The organism is Pararhizobium sp. DWP3-4, from assembly GCF_049898205.1.
In the GTDB taxonomy this organism is placed as follows: domain Bacteria; phylum Pseudomonadota; class Alphaproteobacteria; order Rhizobiales; family Rhizobiaceae; genus Pararhizobium.
This window is the reverse complement of the sequence record NZ_JAFCXF010000007.1, coordinates 345661-361239: the sequence shown is the minus strand read 5'-3', so window position 1 is coordinate 361239 and position 15579 is coordinate 345661. Positions and strand designations below refer to the sequence as shown.

Sequence of the window (15579 nt, the reverse complement as noted above, 5' to 3'; positions counted from 1 at the left end):
GGTACCACAAACAACAAGGGCACCTGCCGTTATGGCAAGTGCCCCAGTCATTAACAAACGGCCGTTGCAAATTTACAGAATATACCGCGACAGATCCGTGTTGGCGGCGAGATCGCCCACATGTTTCTGCACATATTCCGCATCGATCGTCAGCGCCTCGCCGGACTTGTCCGGTGCTGCATAGGAGATCTCGTCGAGGACGCGTTCCATGACGGTCTGCAGGCGCCGGGCGCCGATGTTTTCGACGCTGGTGTTGAGCTTGACCGCAACATCGGCCAGCGCATCGAGCGCGTCTTCGGTGAAATCCAGATTGACGCCTTCCGTTTCCAGAAGCGCCTTGTACTGGCGGATCAGACTGACTTCGGTTTCCGTCAGGATGCGGCGGAAGTCTTCCTTGGTCAGCGCCTTCAGCTCGACGCGGATCGGCAGGCGGCCCTGCAATTCCGGCAGGAGATCGGACGGCTTGGAGACATGGAAGGCGCCCGAGGCGATGAACAGGATATGGTCTGTCTTCACCGGACCATACTTGGTCGCGACCGTGGTGCCTTCGACCAAGGGAAGCAAGTCGCGCTGCACGCCTTCACGTGAAACACCCGCACCCATGCCGCCATCGCGAGCGGCGATCTTGTCGATTTCGTCGAGAAAGACGATGCCGTCATTTTCCGCCGAACGCACGGCCTCGCGCTGGATCTCCTCATTGTCGAGCAGCTTGTCGGATTCGTCGTTGATCAGGATGCCGTAGCTCTCCTTGACCGTCGTGCGGACCTTCTTGGTGCGCTGCCCCATCGCCTTGCCGAACATTTCCGACAGGTTCAGGACGCCGATATTGGCACCGGGCATGCCGGGGATTTCGAAGCCGCCGCCGGGCGTTGCCGTATCGGCAATCTCGATGTCGATTTCCTTGTCATCCATCTCGTTGGCCCGCAGCTTCTTGCGGAAACTGTCGCGTGTGGCCGGCGAAGAGGTCGCGCCAACCAAAGCGTCAAGCACGCGCTCCTCGGCATTCAAATGCGCCTTGGCCTTGACGTCGGCGCGCTTCTTTTCGCGCACCAGGCCGATCCCGACCTCGACAAGATCGCGGATGATCTGCTCGACATCACGGCCGACATAGCCGACTTCGGTGAATTTCGTCGCTTCGACCTTGATGAAGGGGGCACCGGCGAGCTTGGCCAGACGGCGGGAAATCTCGGTCTTGCCGACGCCGGTCGGCCCGATCATCAGGATGTTCTTCGGCATGACTTCGTCGCGCAGCTCGTCGGAGAGCTGCTGGCGGCGCCAGCGGTTGCGCAAGGCGATGGCAACGGCGCGCTTGGCATCGTGCTGGCCGATGATGAACCGGTCGAGCTCCGACACGATTTCGCGGGGTGAAAATGTGGTCATCTGGTCCTCTCAAATTCTGTCCGGGTCAATTCCATCAGGATTGTGCGCCCAGAGCTATCGTTCCATTCGCCATAGGGGATGAACCCCGCCTTGGCATAAGCCCTGAGGGCTCGCGTATTTCCTGCATCCGGGTCGATGATGATCCGTGGCGCCGTGCCGGCAAAAAGCTGCGGCACGAAAGCCCGGATCGCCCTGGAGGCTACGCCCTTCCCGGTCATCTCTGCCGGACCGACGAAGATATCGATCCCCGGCGTATCGGGTGTCAGGTCCTTGGCCCAGCGCTCGCTTTCATATTGCACCGGCAGCCAGGACTGGATGTAGCCGGCAGGCTCGCCATCGACGAAGAAAATGAAACCCTTCGTCTCTCCTGTTGTCCGGTCCTCGCGGATCAGCGCGAGCTCATCCTGCGGGTCGCCCCACCACTCACGCACATGCGGCTGCGACAGCCAGCCAAGCAGCATCGGCTCATGGCTCGCATCGACAGCCACAAAGGCAATGGTCTGATCAGGCTGCATCGAGCTTTTCGATGACGATATTGCCATTGGTATAGACGCAGATGTCGGCGGCGATTTCCATCGACCGGCGGGCGATCTCTTCGGCGGACTTATCGGTATCCATCAACGCCCGCGCGGCTGCGAAGGCATAATTGCCGCCCGAGCCGATGGCGATGGTGCCGTGTTCCGGCTCCAGCACATCGCCATTGCCGGTGATGGCAAGGGTGATCGACTTGTCGGCGACCAGCATCATAGCTTCGAGATTGCGCAGGTATTTGTTGGTGCGCCAGTCCTTGGCAAGCTCGACGGCGGCGCGCATCAACTGATCCGGATATTGCTCGAGCTTGGATTCGAGCCGTTCCAGCAGCGTGAACGCATCGGCTGTGGCGCCGGCAAAACCGGCGATGACCTCGCCCTTGCCGAGGCGGCGAACCTTGCGCGCATTGCCCTTCATCACGGTCTGGCCGAGGCTCACCTGGCCATCGCCCGCCATCACCACCTGTCCGCCCTTCCGGACGGTAATAATCGTTGTCATGAAACCCACCCTGCCCGGCTTCCGGGCCTTATCGGAGAGCCGAACATCGGCTCCGTTGAAACCTATGTAAGTGCGCTTTTGCCGATTGCAAATAACCCCCGCTGCGCTCCCCCTCCCTAGTCAATCCGGCAGCGTCTCGCGCTTACGAGAAACATGGCGGCAGTTCTGGATATTTCGCCCACCGCCTGATAAGGAGCGGCTCTATTACATTCGGGAGAACCTGATGGCCGACAAGCAAGTGAGCCGCACCGGCAGCGTTTCGCGCAAGACCAACGAAACCTCGGTGACCGTGTCCGTCAATATCGACGGCACCGGCACGTCGCGGATTTCGACCGGCGTCGGCTTTTTCGACCATATGCTGGAACAGCTTTCCCGCCATTCGCTGATCGACATGGACATCGTTGCCGAGGGCGACCGGCATGTGGACGATCACCATACCGTTGAAGACACAGGCATCGCCATCGGTCAGGCGCTTTCCAAGGCACTGGGCGACCGGCGCGGCATCACCCGCTACGCCTCGCTCGACCTTGCCATGGACGAGACGATGACCCGCGCGGCCGTCGACGTCTCCGGCCGGCCCTTCCTGGTCTGGAACGTCGATTTTTCGGCGCCGAAGATCGGTACGTTCGACACGGAACTGGTGCGCGAATTCTTCCAGGCGCTCGCCCAGCACGGCGGCATCACGCTGCATGTGCAGAACATCTACGGCGCCAACAACCATCATATCTCCGAAACCTGCTTCAAGGCCGTTGCCCGCGTGCTTCGCACGGCAACAGAGATCGATCCGCGCCAGGCAGGCCGCGTTCCCTCCACCAAGGGAACGCTGGTCTGATCCGGCCCATAGTGAAAGTTGGCTGACATGGCCTCCTATCTGGTTCTGACGTCTCCGGACGCTCTGAAGAGCGACGACAAGGCACGCTTCATCGCCGACAAGTTTTCCTGGATCGCTTTTGTCCTTCCTGCGTTCTGGCTGCTGTATCGGCGCCAATGGATTGCCGGCATCACCGTCGCCATCCTGCAAGGGCTCATCGCCTTTGCGACCCCGGAGCCAAGCGCGGCGGGATTGCTGATCGAACTGGCTCTGCGCCTGCTTGTTTCCCTCGAAGGCCCGGCGTTTGTGGCCAACCGGCTGCAGGCCCGGGGCTGGACGTTGCAAGCGATCATCGCCGCCGACGATCTGGTTACGGCCGAAATGATCTACGGTCACGCAGTGGACACCGAGGGCGCGGCCGAAGGCGAAACCATCTGGCAGCCGCCGGTGCTGCCGGCTGCCATGGCAAAACCCGCCGATGGCCGCGCGGCTGTCGGTCTGTTTGAAAATTATGGAGAACGCTGATGCGCGTTGCGATCATCGATTACGGATCCGGCAATCTGCGCTCGGCAACCAAGGCCTTCGAACGGGCGGCGCGTGAAGCCGGCATCAGCGCGGAAATCGAACTCACCGATAAAGCCGACCGCGTTGCCAGCGCCGACCGGATCGTGCTGCCCGGCGTCGGTGCCTATGCCGACTGCCGCCGAGGCCTTGATGCCGTCGATGGGATGCGGGACGCGCTGCACGAAGCGGTGGAGACATCCGGCCGGCCGTTCCTCGGCATCTGCGTCGGCATGCAGCTGATGTCGTCGCGCGGACTGGAGAAGACGACGACGGAAGGATTTGGCTGGATCAAGGGCGATGTCGTCGAGATGGTGCCGTCCGATCCCACGCTGAAAATCCCGCAGATCGGCTGGAATACGCTGGTGTTGAAGAAGCCGCATCCGCTCTTCGATGGCATCAAGACCGGTGAGGATGGGCTGCATGCCTATTTCGTCCATTCCTACCATCTCGCCGTCGAAAACCCGGACGACCTGATTGCCACCACCACCTATGGCGGCCCGGTGACGGCGTTTGTTGCCCAGGGAAACAAGGCCGGCGCCCAGTTCCATCCGGAAAAGAGCCAGACGCTCGGCCTTGCCCTCATCTCGAATTTTCTGCGCTGGAAGCCCTGACATGATCCTTTTTCCCGCCATCGACCTCAAAGACGGCCAGTGCGTGCGCCTCAAGCTCGGCGACATGGAACAGGCGACCGTCTACAATCCCGACCCCGGCGCGCAGGCCAAGGCCTTCGAGGACCAAGGTTTCGAATGGTTGCACGTGGTCGATCTCAACGGCGCCTTTGCCGGTGAAACGGTCAACGGGGCCGCCGTCGATGCGATCCTCAAGTCCACCAGGAACCCGGTGCAGCTGGGCGGCGGCATCCGGACGCTCGATCACATCGAAAACTGGCTGTCGCGTGGCCTTGCCCGCGTCATTCTCGGCACCGTCGCCGTGCGCGATCCGGCGCTGGTGATCGAAGCCTGCAAGAAATTCCCGGGCAAGGTCGCCGTCGGCATCGACGCCAAGGGCGGCAAGGTGGCGGTCGAGGGCTGGGCGGAAGCCTCCGAACTCGGTGTCATCGAACTCGCCCAAAAGTTCGAAGGCGCCGGCGTGTCTGCGATCATCTATACCGACATCGACCGAGACGGCATCCTGACCGGCATCAACTGGGAGTCGACGCTGGAACTGGCCGATGCCGTTTCCATCCCCGTCATCGCCTCGGGCGGCCTCGCCTCGATGGACGATATCCGCCGCATGGTTCAGCCGGATGCGGCCAAACTCGAAGGCGCCATTTCCGGCCGGGCGCTCTATGACGGACGCATCGATCCGGCGGAAGCTCTGACGCTCATCCGGAACGCCAAAGGAAAAGCGGCATGACCCTCAAAGCCCGCGTTATCCCCTGCCTCGATGTCAAGGACGGCCGTGTCGTCAAGGGCGTCAGCTTCCTTGATCTGATCGATGCCGGCGATCCCGTCGAATCGGCCAAGGCCTATGATGCGGCCGGTGCCGATGAGCTCTGTTTCCTCGACATCACCGCCTCCTCCGACAATCGCGACACGATCTTCGACGTCGTTGCCCGCACCGCCGATCATTGCTTCATGCCGCTCACCGTCGGCGGCGGAGTTCGTAGCGTGGCCGATATCCGCAAGCTGCTTTTGGCCGGAGCGGACAAAGTGTCGATCAATTCGGCTGCGGTCAGCAATCCGGATTTCGTCGCCGCAGCGGCCGACAAGTTCGGCAACCAGTGCATCGTCGTCTCGATCGATTCGAAGAAGGTCTCGAAGCCCGGCGAGGAGGACCGCTGGGAGATCTTTACCCATGGCGGCCGCCAGGCAACCGGCATCGATGCCGTGACCTTTGCCGAGAAGATGGTCAAGCTTGGTGCCGGCGAACTGCTCTTGACCTCAATGGATCGCGACGGCTCGAAAGCTGGCTACGATATCGCGCTGACCCGCACGATCGCGGATCGGGTCTCCGTGCCCGTCATTGCTTCGGGCGGGGTCGGCACGCTCGATCATATGGTCGAAGGCATTCGCGACGGCCATGCGACGGCGGTTCTGGCCGCGTCGATCTTCCATTTCGGCACCTATAGCATCGGTGAAACCAAGCGCTATATGGCAGAGCATGGCATCGCCATGCGGCTCGATTGAGCTTCAGGATAGAGACAGATGAGCAATTTCAGCCTTTCCGATCTCGAAGCGATCGTCGCCTTGCGGGCCAAGGCCTCGCCGGACGAATCCTGGACCGCCAAACTCGTGGCCCATGGGCAGGCGAAGGCGGCCAAGAAGCTGGGCGAGGAAGCGGTGGAGACCGTGATCGCCGCCATCAGCAACGATCGCAACAACCTTGTCGCCGAGAGTGCCGATCTGATCTATCATCTTATGGTCGTATTGAAAATTGCTGACATTCCATTGCAGGATGTGATGAGCGAACTCGAACGGCGGACAAGCCAATCGGGGCTCCAGGAAAAGGCAAGCCGGTAGACACGTCATGACAATCGTCGCCAAAGACATCGCACCGGCCGATATTCCGGATCACTTCGACAACAAGGACTATTCGCCCTACCGGTTCTTTTCGGCGGAGGAATGGTCGCATTTCCGGGCCGATACGCCGTTGACGCTGTCGGCGGATGAAGTCCAGCGGCTGCGGTCGCTCAACGACCCGATCGATCTCAGCGAAGTCCGGCGCATCTACCTGTCGCTGTCGCGTCTGTTGTCCACCCATGTGGAATCCTCGCAGCGGCTGTTTGCCCAGCGCCAGCAGTTTCTCAGCATGTCGAACGACGCCAAGACCCCGTTCGTCATCGGCATTGCCGGTTCCGTGGCCGTCGGCAAATCGACCACCGCGCGTATCCTGGCCGAGCTTCTATCCCGCTGGCCATCGAGCCCGAAGGTCGATCTGGTGACGACGGACGGTTTTCTCTATCCCAACGCGACGCTGCTGCGGGAAAACCTGATGGACCGCAAGGGCTTTCCGGAAAGCTACGATATCGGCGCGCTGTTGCGCTTCCTGTCGGCGATCAAGGCCGGCCAGCCGAACGTCAAGGCGCCGACCTATTCACATCTGACCTATGACGTGCTGCCCGACCAGTTCCAGGTCGTCGACCGGCCGGACATCCTGATTTTCGAGGGTATCAATGTCCTGCAGTCGCGCAATCTGCCCGCTGACGGCAAGATCGTGCCGATGGTGTCGGATTTCTTCGATTTCTCGATCTATATCGATGCCGAGGAAAGCCTGATCCACACCTGGTACGTCAACCGCTTCATGCGCCTGCGCCAGACCGCCTTCCGCGATCCGGAATCCTTCTTCAAGCGCTATGCGCAGGTGAGCGAGGACGAAGCGCTGGCGATCGCCGAGGGGCTCTGGCAGAACATCAACCTGAAGAACCTGCGCCAGAACATCCTGCCGACCCGGCCCCGCGCCGACCTGATCCTGCAGAAGGGTCCGAATCATCTCACCGAGACGGTGGCGCTGCGCAAACTTTAAACGTCAGACGGTGACGCGGCGGAGCGTCAGGTTGATGCGGCCGCCGTTCTTCAGCAGCGTCGATGTGTTGGGGTAGATCTTGTCGACGCCGTGAAAGGCGAGACGGCCCTCGCCGCCGAGCACGACGATATCGCCGCTCGCCAGCTTGAACGACAGCGTTCCGCCGCTGCGTTCGGTGCCGCCGACACGGAACAGGCAGCTGTCTCCCAGCGAAATCGACACGACCGGCGTTTCCAGGTCCTTTTCGTCGCGATCCTGATGCAGGCCCATCCGGGCATCATCGGCGTAGAAATTGACGAGGCAGGCCTCCGGCCCCTTCGCGGCGCCGGAGACGGTGCGCCAGGTTTCCAGAAGCATATCGGGCATGGCAGGCCATGGTTTGCCGGTGATGGGATGCTGCCTCTGGTAACGATAACCGCGTTCCTTGTCGGTCACCCAGCCGAGCGATCCGCAATTGGTCATGCGCACCGACATCGGCTTGCCGGTACGTGGCATGGCCGGGATGTAGAGTGGGGCATCCGCTACGACAGCGCGGATGCTCTCGACGAGGGCTTCTTGTTTAGCGCGGTCGAGAAAACCGGGAATATGGCGAATGCCCTTTGGCAGGACCTGCATCGGATTGCCTATTCCAGTCCGAGCAGGGCGGCCGGGATGCCATAGCGTTGCTGCCAACCGGCATAACCGACATCCGTCGGGCCAACCATGTGATCGATCAGGTTCCACCGGCCGGCCTGAAAGCCCATCAGTGCATAAACGGTCAGCCCGTCCATCATGTCGGTATCCCCGGCAAAACCGGTTTTCTCGGGATCGATGACACCGCCACCCGGCCTTTGCGGCTCGACCTGAACGAAGGCCCAGTTCGGCGTGACCCGGATGGTGGTCACCACGAATTCGACCGGGCCGCGCATCTCCGCCTCGACTGCGGGGCGCAGGCTATCCATGATGGCCGCCCGCTCCGACGAGCCCTTGGCGGGCTCGCGGAACGTCAGGGCCAGCGCAGGACCGCTGAGCGCCGTCATCAGAACGGCAACGGCAATCGACAGAGCTGCGCCGGCTGTTTTCATGATCAGGCCTGGTCCAAAGCCGGAATGCGCAGGACCTGGCCGGGATAGATCTTGTCCGGATGGGTCAGCATCGGCTTGTTGGCTTCGAAGATGACGGTGTTCTTCGCGCCCTTGCCCTTGCCATATTGCGATTCGGCGATCTTCCAAAGGTTGTCGCCCTTCTTCACCGTGTAGAAGACCGGGTCCTTGGCCGCTGCGGGTTCTGCAACACCGTCGGCGACCTTCAGTTCCGCCGCTTCGACCTTCGAGATACCCAGCGTATTGCCGACGGCAACGACGGCCTTTTCAAAGGCGGACTGATCCTTGACCACGCCGGTGAGCACGATCTTGTCGCCCTCGACCGCGACATTGACCTTGTCTGTGCCGAGATCATGGGACGCCAGTTCCTTCTTCACCGCTTCGACATCCGGCGCATCGTCATCGCCGCCGATGCCGAGTTTCTTGCCGGCATTCTTGATAAAGCTGAACAGACCCATGGCGCTTCTCCTTTTGCGGGTTTCTTCAACCCTAACAGAGTGCACTCATGGGGAAAAAACAAGGCCTGGATGAAAATTGCCGCGATCAATCGTTTTCCGGGCGTCCGCGCATCTTCTTGACTTCGCCGCGCCCGGTCTTTGCCTTCAGGCGGCGTTCGATCGAGCCTTTGGTCGGCTTGGTTTTACGGCGCGGCGGCGGCGGCGGTTCGGCGGCCTTGAGGATCAGCTCCTTCAGCCGTTCGCGCGCATCCTCGCGGTTGCGCTCCTGGCTGCGAAAGCGGCTCGCCTCGATCATCAGCACGCCATCCTTGGAAACCTTCCGGCCGGCAAGCTTGATGGCATTGTCCCGGACACGCTCCGGCAAGGCCGGCGAGGCGGCGATGCCGTAGAACAGCTGAACCGCGGTCGAGACCTTGTTGACATTCTGTCCGCCCGGCCCGCCGGCCAGCACGAATTGCTCCGTCAGTTCCCAACCGGCGATGACGATGCGGTCGTTGATGTAGAGCGGATCGCTGGCCATGACGTTTCATCCTTCCATCGCTCTATCTCACAGGATGGCGGAATTGAAAACGCGTGAACCTATAGGCAATGCGAAAACCCGGCACTTTTCGCGCCGGGTTTCACGTGAATCATGGTCTGCAACCCTCTGTGAGGGCTGATTTATTCGGCTGCGAGCTTCACGCCGGGTGCCGCATCACGGACGCTGCCGTCGACATGGCTTTCGAACTTGGCGAAGTTGGCGACGAACATATCGACCAGCTTGCGGGCCTGCGCGTCATAGGCAACGCCATCGCTCCAGGTCGAGCGCGGGTCAAGGATGCTGCTGTCGATGCCCGGAACCGAAACCGGAACGGCAAAGCCGAAATTGCTGTCGGTGCGGAATTCGGCCGAGGCAAGCGAGCCGTCAAGCGCGGCAGCAAGCAGCGCCCGTGTCGCCTTGATCGGCATGCGATTTCCCACGCCATAGGCGCCACCGGTCCAGCCGGTGTTGACCAGCCAGCAATTTACGCCGTGTTCGGCAATCAGAGCCTTGAGCAGATTGCCGTATTCCGACGGATGACGCGGCATGAACGGCGCACCGAAGCAGGTCGAGAAGGTTGCTTCCGGCTCGGTCACGCCCTTTTCCGTGCCGGCCACCTTGGCCGTGTAGCCGGACAGGAAGTGATACATGGCCTGATCGGGCGTCAGGCGGGCGATCGGCGGCATGACGCCGAAGGCATCGGCCGTCAGCATGATGATCGTGCCGGGATGGCCTGTCGTGCCGCTCTTGCTGGCATTCGAAATAAAGTCCAGCGGATAGGCGCAACGGGTATTTTCGGTCAGCGAACCATCGTTGAAGTCGGGAACGCGATTTTCGTCGAGCACGACGTTCTCAAGTACGGTGCCAAAGCGCCGCGTCGTTTCGAAAATCTCCGGTTCGGCCTCCGCCGACAGGCGGATGGTCTTGGCGTAGCAGCCGCCTTCGAAATTGAAAATGCCGTGTTCGCCCCAGCCATGCTCGTCGTCGCCGATCAACGTGCGCTTGGGATCGGCCGACAGCGTCGTCTTGCCGGTGCCCGAAAGGCCGAAGAACACGGCTGCATCACCATCTGGGCCGACATTGGCGGAGCAATGCATCGGCATCACGCGCCTGGCCGGCAACAGGTAGTTGAGCATGGTGAAGACGGCCTTCTTCATCTCGCCGGCATAGGACGTGCCGCCGATCAGAATGATGCCCTTGGTGAAGTTGCAAGCGATCACCGTTTCGGTGCGGCAGCCGTGGCGGGACGGATTTCCTTTGAAGTCCGGCAGATCGATGATCGTCAGCTTCGGGCTGAAAGCGGCGAGTGCCGCCTTTTCCGGGCGGATCAGGAGATTGCGGATGAACAGCGAATGCCAGGCGAATTCGGTGATGACGCGCGTCGGCAGAGCGTTTTCCGCATCGGCACCGCCGATCAGATCCTGCGCATAGAGCGACTTGCCCTTGGCGTGATCGAGCATGTCCTGATGCAGCACCGCGAAATGCTCCGGCGACATCGCATTGTTGTTGTCCCACCAGATTTCATCGGTGGTGTTTTCATCGCGAACGACGAACTTGTCCTTCGGCGAACGGCCGGTGTGCTGGCCGGTCAGGGCGCGCACGGCACCATCGGCAGTCAGCAGCGCTTCGCTGCGGCGCAGGATTTCCTCATAGAGTTCAGCGGTGCCAAAGTTGTACCGAACCACGTCCAGGTTGTTAAAGCCGATTGATTCCAGCCCAAGGGATGGGTTGTGAATGCCGAGTTCCTGCATGGTCCAGCTTTCCTCCGTGGTTTGCCGACAGAACATTGAATGTTAGCGACCATAGAAGGATGAAGACGAAAAGACAAGATTGCTGTCGTAAAAAATATAATGATTTCAGTATATTAATCGATTTAAAAGAAAATATCGCTTTTTTAATCGGTTGAATCGAGCCTTTTCAGGCACCGATTTTTCGCCGGAAACACCCGCCTGCCATCATGCTCATTGCTTTTGCATTTTACTTCGCCACAATTTGTTCCACCTTTATACTCATGAAACGCGTCTTACCGCAGCAGAGCCCCGGACAACCGGGCCGGCCTCGGAGGCGCAGCGAAATGGTGGAGCCCTATACGATGCAGACGATCGCACTTGTCGATGACGACCGGAATATCCTGACCTCGGTGTCGATTGCACTGGAGGCGGAAGGGTACAAGGTCGAAACCTATACCGACGGTGCCTCGGCTCTCGACGGTCTGCTTGCCCGGCCGCCGCAACTGGCGATCTTCGATATCAAGATGCCGCGCATGGACGGCATGGAGCTGTTGCGCCGGCTGCGCCAGAAATCCGATATTCCGGTGATCTTTCTCACCTCAAAGGACGAAGAGATCGACGAGCTTTTCGGCCTGAAGATGGGTGCCGACGATTTCATCACCAAGCCTTTCTCGCAGCGTCTGCTGGTGGAGCGCGTCAAGGCGATCCTGCGCCGGTCGGCCAACCGGGAGGCGGCAGCTGCCGCAAGCACCGGCAGTGGCGCTGCCAAGAGTGCCGCCGATATCCAGGCACGTTCGCTGGAGCGCGGCCAGCTGTCGATGGATCAGGAACGCCACACCTGCACCTGGAAGAATGAACCGGTGACCCTGACGGTGACCGAGTTCCTCATCCTGCATTCGCTGGCGCAGCGCCCCGGCGTGGTAAAGAGCCGCGATTCGCTGATGGACGCCGCCTATGACGAACAGGTCTATGTCGACGATCGCACCATCGACAGCCACATCAAGCGGCTGCGCAAGAAGTTCAAGATGGTCGACAACGACTTCGACATGATCGAAACGCTTTACGGCGTTGGCTACCGCTTCCGCGAATCGGCCTGAGGCCGGACCGCATCTCCTCCGCCACGCCGGCATCGCCACAAGGTGAAAGTCTGGCGTGGTCAAGGACGGAGCTGTATGATACGGCTCCGCGCCGAGAGAAAGACAGGGGCGTAATCTCCATTCTACCCTCGGGCGGACGGCAGCCGGGTCTACCATTGGACCGGTAGCAAGGCTGCCATTGAAACGGGCAGTAACCTGCCAATTGACATGCAGGGGCCGCGCAAGCGGAGTTGAAGGCTTGGTCGAAGTCTTGCGAAACATCGATATGGATGAAGGCGAAACACGGGCCGCTTCCGGGCGGACGTGGGCGCATCCCTTCACGTTGATTCGCCGCATCTTCGGCAACGCCGTGTTTTCCAGCCTGACGCGCCGTATCCTGTTCTTCAATCTCGTCGCGCTTGTCGTTCTCGTCGGCGGCATCATGTATCTGAATCAGTTCCGCGAAGGGCTGATCGATGCCCGCGTCGAAAGTCTTTTGACGCAAGGGGAAATCATTGCCGGCGCGATCGCGGCATCCGCCTCCGTCGATACCAACTCGATCACCATCGATCCGGAAAAGCTTTTGGAACTGCAGGCAGGCCAGAGCATCACGCCGCTGCCGAGCGACGAGGATCTGGAATTCCCGATCAACCAGGAACGTGTGGCGCCGGTCCTGCGGCGGCTGATATCGCCAACCCGCACCCGCGCCCGCCTGTTTGATGCCGACGCCGATCTTCTGCTGGATTCCCGCCACCTCTATACCGGCGGTCAGGTGCTGCGTTTCGACCTGCCGCCGATAGAACCGGAAGCGGTGACATGGTCCGAACGGCTGAACTCCTGGTTCAATCGCGTACTGCAGCCGGGCAACCTGCCGCTCTACAAGGAACCGCCAGGTGGCAACGGTGCTATCTATCCGGAAGTCATGAATGCGCTGACCGGCGTTCGCGGTGCCGTCGTGCGCGTCACCGAAAAAGGTGAGCTGATCGTCTCAGTCGCCGTGCCGGTTCAGCGGTTTCGCGCCGTTCTCGGCGTGCTGCTTCTGTCGACGCAGGCGGGCGACATCGACAAGATCGTTCACGCCGAGCGGCTGGCGATCATCCGCGTATTCGGGGTTGCGGCACTCGTCAACGTCATCCTGTCGCTGCTGCTCTCAAGCACCATCGCCAATCCGCTCAGGCGCCTGTCGGCCGCCGCCATCCGCGTGCGGCGTGGCGGGGCAAAGGAGCGCGAGGAAATCCCGGATTTCTCCTCCCGCCAGGACGAGATCGGCAACCTTTCGGTGGCGCTGCGCGAAATGACGACCGCGCTCTACGACCGTATTGCCGCGATCGAGAATTTTGCCGCCGATGTCAGCCATGAACTGAAGAATCCGCTGACCTCGCTGCGCAGCGCCGTCGAAACCCTGCCGCTGGCCCGTACGGACGATTCCAAGAAGCGGCTGATGGACGTCATCCAGCACGATGTCCGCCGTCTCGACCGGTTGATCAGCGATATTTCCGATGCCTCCAGACTGGATGCTGAGCTTGCCCGCAGCGACGCCAAGGCGGTCGATTTGGAAAAGCTCCTTGGTGGCCTTGTCGATCTTTCCCGGCAGATCCGCAGCGGCAAGAAGATCGTCGAACTCAGCTTCGTCGTCGAGCGCAAGGACAATCCGAAGGCGCGCTTCGATGTGGGTGGCTACGAGCTGCGCATCGGCCAGATCATCACCAACCTGATCGAGAACGCCCGGTCCTTCGTTCCGGAGCAGGGCGGTCGCATCGTCCTGCGGCTGACCCGTACCCGCAGCCGCTGCATCATCTATGTCGAGGACAATGGCCCGGGCATCCAGGCCGAAGACATCGACCGCATCTTCGAACGCTTCTACACCGACCGGCCGGAGGCTGAGGATTTCGGCCAGAATTCGGGTCTCGGTCTCTCCATCTCCCGCCAGATCGCCGAGGCTCATGGGGGCTCGCTGAAGGCTGAGAACATGATGGATGCGAGCGGCAAGATTACCGGCGCCCGTTTCATCCTGTCGCTTCCGATCGAAAACCATTCATGACCAACCCGGCGGTCAATATTCACGCGACCGCCGTCGTGCTCGGAACGCAGGGTTTTTTGTTTGTCGGCCCGTCCGGCGCCGGCAAGACGATGCTGGCGCTCTCCTGTGTGGCGGCAGCAAGGAATTGCGGGCTGTTTGCGGCTCTCGTTGCGGATGATCAGGTGCTGATCTCAGTGCGCAACGGCCGCATCATTGCTCTCCGTCCAGCCTCGATCGCAGGTCTTGCCGAGGTCCGCGGCACGGGGATCGTTGCTGTCGAGACGATACCGGCGGCGGTGATCGATTTTGCCATTCTGCCAGTCAAATCGCCGTTTGAGCCGCGTTTACCCCCGGAAAAAGAGAGGTTTTCTTTGCCTTCCGGCGATTTTTTGCCTTTGCATCGCGTTCCCGTCGCCGAAGGCTTGAATTCTTTTGAGATTCTGCGGCTTATTTTACCTCAAAATGCCAATTTTCAAGGACATTGATGCCTTTTAAGGCAGCATTTCCGGATTTTTAACTTGCCATTCGCCTTTTCCTTGCCAAGATGGCCGCCCTAAAGGTGGACGAAATTGCTGCATTGCGATATCTGACCCTCCTTATAGATTTGCAGATGCAGTTGGAGCGAAGACACCATGATCGGACTTGTGCTTGTCACACACGGCAAGCTGGCTGAAGAGTTTCGTCATGCGCTGGAGCATGTCGTTGGTCCGCAAAAGTCAATCGAGACTGTCTGCATCGGCCCCGAGGATGACATGGATCAGCGCCGGCAGGACATTCTGCACGCCGTTCTCGCAGCCGACGAGGGCAATGGCGTCATCATCCTCACCGACATGTTCGGCGGCACGCCGTCAAACCTGGCAATCTCGGTGATGCAAAGCGGCACCGTCGAAGTCATTGCCGGCGTCAACCTTCCCATGCTGATCAAACTGGCCGGCGTCCGTGGCGAAAGCGATATGGACAAGGCTCTCGTCGAAGCGTCCGAAGCAGGCAGGAAATACATCAATGTCGCAAGCCGCGTCCTCAGTGGAAAATAACGGGATGTCGGTCGTGACCCTCTCCCGCGACCTTTTGATCGTCAACAAGCGCGGACTGCATGCCCGCGCCTCGGCCAAGTTCGTGCAGACGGTCGAGGGATACGATGCCGAGATCCACGTATCCAAGGACGGCATGACCGTCGGCGGCACCTCGATCATGGGGCTGATGATGCTGGCCGCCAGCACTGGCTGTTCGGTCTCCGTCACCTCCAGCGGCCGCCAAGCCCAGGAGGCACTCGACGCCCTTGACGCGCTGGTTGCCGACAAGTTCGGCGAAGAAATCTGATCCCGCTAGACAAGAGACATAAAGACATAAAGACTTCTTTATGTCCTGTTGCTCCTTTTCGCGTTTCCTGATATTTGAGGAACAAACGTCCTGCCCATTGCAGGAAGTGCGAATTCTAGTGCGC

At 60.5% G+C, this 15579-nt stretch carries 20 protein-coding genes; 12 read left to right on the top strand and 8 right to left on the bottom strand.

Annotated features, from left to right (window positions below; translation table 11 throughout):
• Positions 1–72: 72 nt before the first annotated feature.
• Genes hslU through hslV form a run of 3 tightly spaced genes read right to left on the bottom strand, consistent with a single transcriptional unit; the run spans position 73 to position 2409 of the window.
• Positions 73–1380, bottom strand: a complete 1308-nt coding sequence (hslU, locus tag ACP7E6_RS20140) for an ATP-dependent protease ATPase subunit HslU (RefSeq protein WP_426125655.1) — start codon at positions 1378–1380, stop codon at positions 73–75.
• Positions 1377–1895 carry a GNAT family N-acetyltransferase gene (locus tag ACP7E6_RS20135; RefSeq protein WP_426231475.1) on the bottom strand — a complete coding sequence of 173 codons (519 nt, stop codon included), beginning with the start codon at positions 1893–1895 and terminating at the stop codon, positions 1377–1379. Before ACP7E6_RS20135 ends, hslU begins: the two co-directional genes overlap by 4 nt.
• Positions 1885–2409: an ATP-dependent protease subunit HslV gene (gene hslV / locus ACP7E6_RS20130; RefSeq protein ID WP_426231474.1), complete on the bottom strand. Its 525-nt coding sequence runs from the start codon at positions 2407–2409 to the stop codon at positions 1885–1887. Before hslV ends, ACP7E6_RS20135 begins: the two co-directional genes overlap by 11 nt.
• A gap of 223 nt (positions 2410–2632) precedes the next feature.
• On the opposite strand from hslV, the gene hisB reads away from it, so the two are divergent.
• From hisB to coaA, 7 genes are read left to right on the top strand one after another with little or no spacing between them, the layout of a single operon-like run.
• Positions 2633–3241, top strand: a complete 609-nt coding sequence (gene hisB, locus ACP7E6_RS20125; RefSeq protein ID WP_037096685.1) for an imidazoleglycerol-phosphate dehydratase HisB — start codon at positions 2633–2635, stop codon at positions 3239–3241.
• Positions 3242–3268: 27 nt separating this feature from the next.
• Positions 3269–3745, top strand: a complete 477-nt coding sequence (locus ACP7E6_RS20120; protein WP_426231473.1) for a DUF2628 domain-containing protein — start codon at positions 3269–3271, stop codon at positions 3743–3745.
• Positions 3745–4395 (top strand): imidazole glycerol phosphate synthase subunit HisH, encoded by a 651-nt coding sequence (gene hisH, locus ACP7E6_RS20115; protein WP_426231472.1) that lies wholly within the window; start codon positions 3745–3747, stop codon positions 4393–4395. The genes ACP7E6_RS20120 and hisH overlap by 1 nt, the downstream gene beginning before the upstream one ends.
• A gap of 1 nt (position 4396) precedes the next feature.
• On the top strand, positions 4397–5140 hold the full coding sequence (gene hisA / locus ACP7E6_RS20110) for a 1-(5-phosphoribosyl)-5-[(5-phosphoribosylamino)methylideneamino]imidazole-4-carboxamide isomerase (protein WP_426231471.1): 744 nt from the start codon (positions 4397–4399) through the stop codon (positions 5138–5140).
• The gene (gene hisF / locus ACP7E6_RS20105; RefSeq protein ID WP_426231470.1) at positions 5137–5913 is read left to right on the top strand and encodes an imidazole glycerol phosphate synthase subunit HisF; all 777 of its coding nucleotides are present in this window, start codon (positions 5137–5139) and stop codon (positions 5911–5913) included. Before hisA ends, hisF begins: the two co-directional genes overlap by 4 nt.
• Positions 5914–5931: 18 nt before the next feature.
• Complete coding sequence (locus tag ACP7E6_RS20100; RefSeq protein ID WP_426231469.1) at positions 5932–6246, top strand: phosphoribosyl-ATP diphosphatase; 315 nt, start codon at positions 5932–5934, stop codon at positions 6244–6246.
• A 7-nt stretch (positions 6247–6253) separates the two neighbouring features.
• On the top strand, positions 6254–7249 hold the full coding sequence (gene coaA, locus ACP7E6_RS20095) for a type I pantothenate kinase (RefSeq protein ID WP_426125666.1): 996 nt from the start codon (positions 6254–6256) through the stop codon (positions 7247–7249).
• A 3-nt stretch (positions 7250–7252) separates the two neighbouring features.
• On the opposite strand, the gene ACP7E6_RS20090 is transcribed toward coaA, so the two are convergent.
• The 5 genes from ACP7E6_RS20090 to ACP7E6_RS20070 form a co-directional block, all read right to left on the bottom strand.
• Positions 7253–7864 carry an alpha-ketoglutarate-dependent dioxygenase AlkB family protein gene (locus ACP7E6_RS20090; protein ID WP_426231468.1) on the bottom strand — a complete coding sequence of 204 codons (612 nt, stop codon included), beginning with the start codon at positions 7862–7864 and terminating at the stop codon, positions 7253–7255.
• A gap of 8 nt (positions 7865–7872) precedes the next feature.
• Positions 7873–8313, bottom strand: coding sequence for a hypothetical protein (locus ACP7E6_RS20085; RefSeq protein ID WP_426231467.1), 441 nt, complete (start codon positions 8311–8313; stop codon positions 7873–7875).
• Between the two features lie 2 nt (positions 8314–8315).
• Entirely contained in the window at positions 8316–8789 is a 474-nt protein-coding gene (gene lysM, locus ACP7E6_RS20080) for a peptidoglycan-binding protein LysM (RefSeq protein WP_426231466.1), read from the bottom strand.
• 85 nt (positions 8790–8874) lie between these two features.
• On the bottom strand, positions 8875–9309 hold the full coding sequence (gene arfB, locus ACP7E6_RS20075; RefSeq protein WP_318414947.1) for an alternative ribosome rescue aminoacyl-tRNA hydrolase ArfB: 435 nt from the start codon (positions 9307–9309) through the stop codon (positions 8875–8877).
• A 140-nt stretch (positions 9310–9449) separates the two neighbouring features.
• Complete coding sequence (locus tag ACP7E6_RS20070) at positions 9450–11060, bottom strand: phosphoenolpyruvate carboxykinase (protein WP_426231465.1); 1611 nt, start codon at positions 11058–11060, stop codon at positions 9450–9452.
• A 341-nt stretch (positions 11061–11401) separates the two neighbouring features.
• Between ACP7E6_RS20070 and ACP7E6_RS20065 the strand changes: the two genes are divergently transcribed.
• The 5 genes from ACP7E6_RS20065 to ACP7E6_RS20045 all read left to right on the top strand — a co-directional run bounded on the left by ACP7E6_RS20065 (position 11402) and on the right by ACP7E6_RS20045 (position 15455).
• The gene (locus ACP7E6_RS20065; protein ID WP_037097523.1) at positions 11402–12136 is read left to right on the top strand and encodes a response regulator transcription factor; all 735 of its coding nucleotides are present in this window, start codon (positions 11402–11404) and stop codon (positions 12134–12136) included.
• A gap of 265 nt (positions 12137–12401) precedes the next feature.
• A complete protein-coding gene (locus ACP7E6_RS20060) occupies positions 12402–14156 on the top strand; it encodes a stimulus-sensing domain-containing protein (RefSeq protein WP_426231504.1) in 1755 nt (584 codons plus the stop codon).
• Entirely contained in the window at positions 14153–14620 is a 468-nt protein-coding gene (locus ACP7E6_RS20055) for an HPr kinase/phosphorylase (RefSeq protein WP_426231464.1), read from the top strand. Before ACP7E6_RS20060 ends, ACP7E6_RS20055 begins: the two co-directional genes overlap by 4 nt.
• 147 nt (positions 14621–14767) lie before the next feature.
• Positions 14768–15169 carry a PTS sugar transporter subunit IIA gene (locus ACP7E6_RS20050; RefSeq protein WP_037096714.1) on the top strand — a complete coding sequence of 134 codons (402 nt, stop codon included), beginning with the start codon at positions 14768–14770 and terminating at the stop codon, positions 15167–15169.
• Positions 15170–15173: 4 nt separating this feature from the next.
• Positions 15174–15455, top strand: coding sequence for an HPr family phosphocarrier protein (locus ACP7E6_RS20045; RefSeq protein ID WP_426125672.1), 282 nt, complete (start codon positions 15174–15176; stop codon positions 15453–15455).
• The last annotated feature ends 124 nt before the right edge of the window (positions 15456–15579 follow it).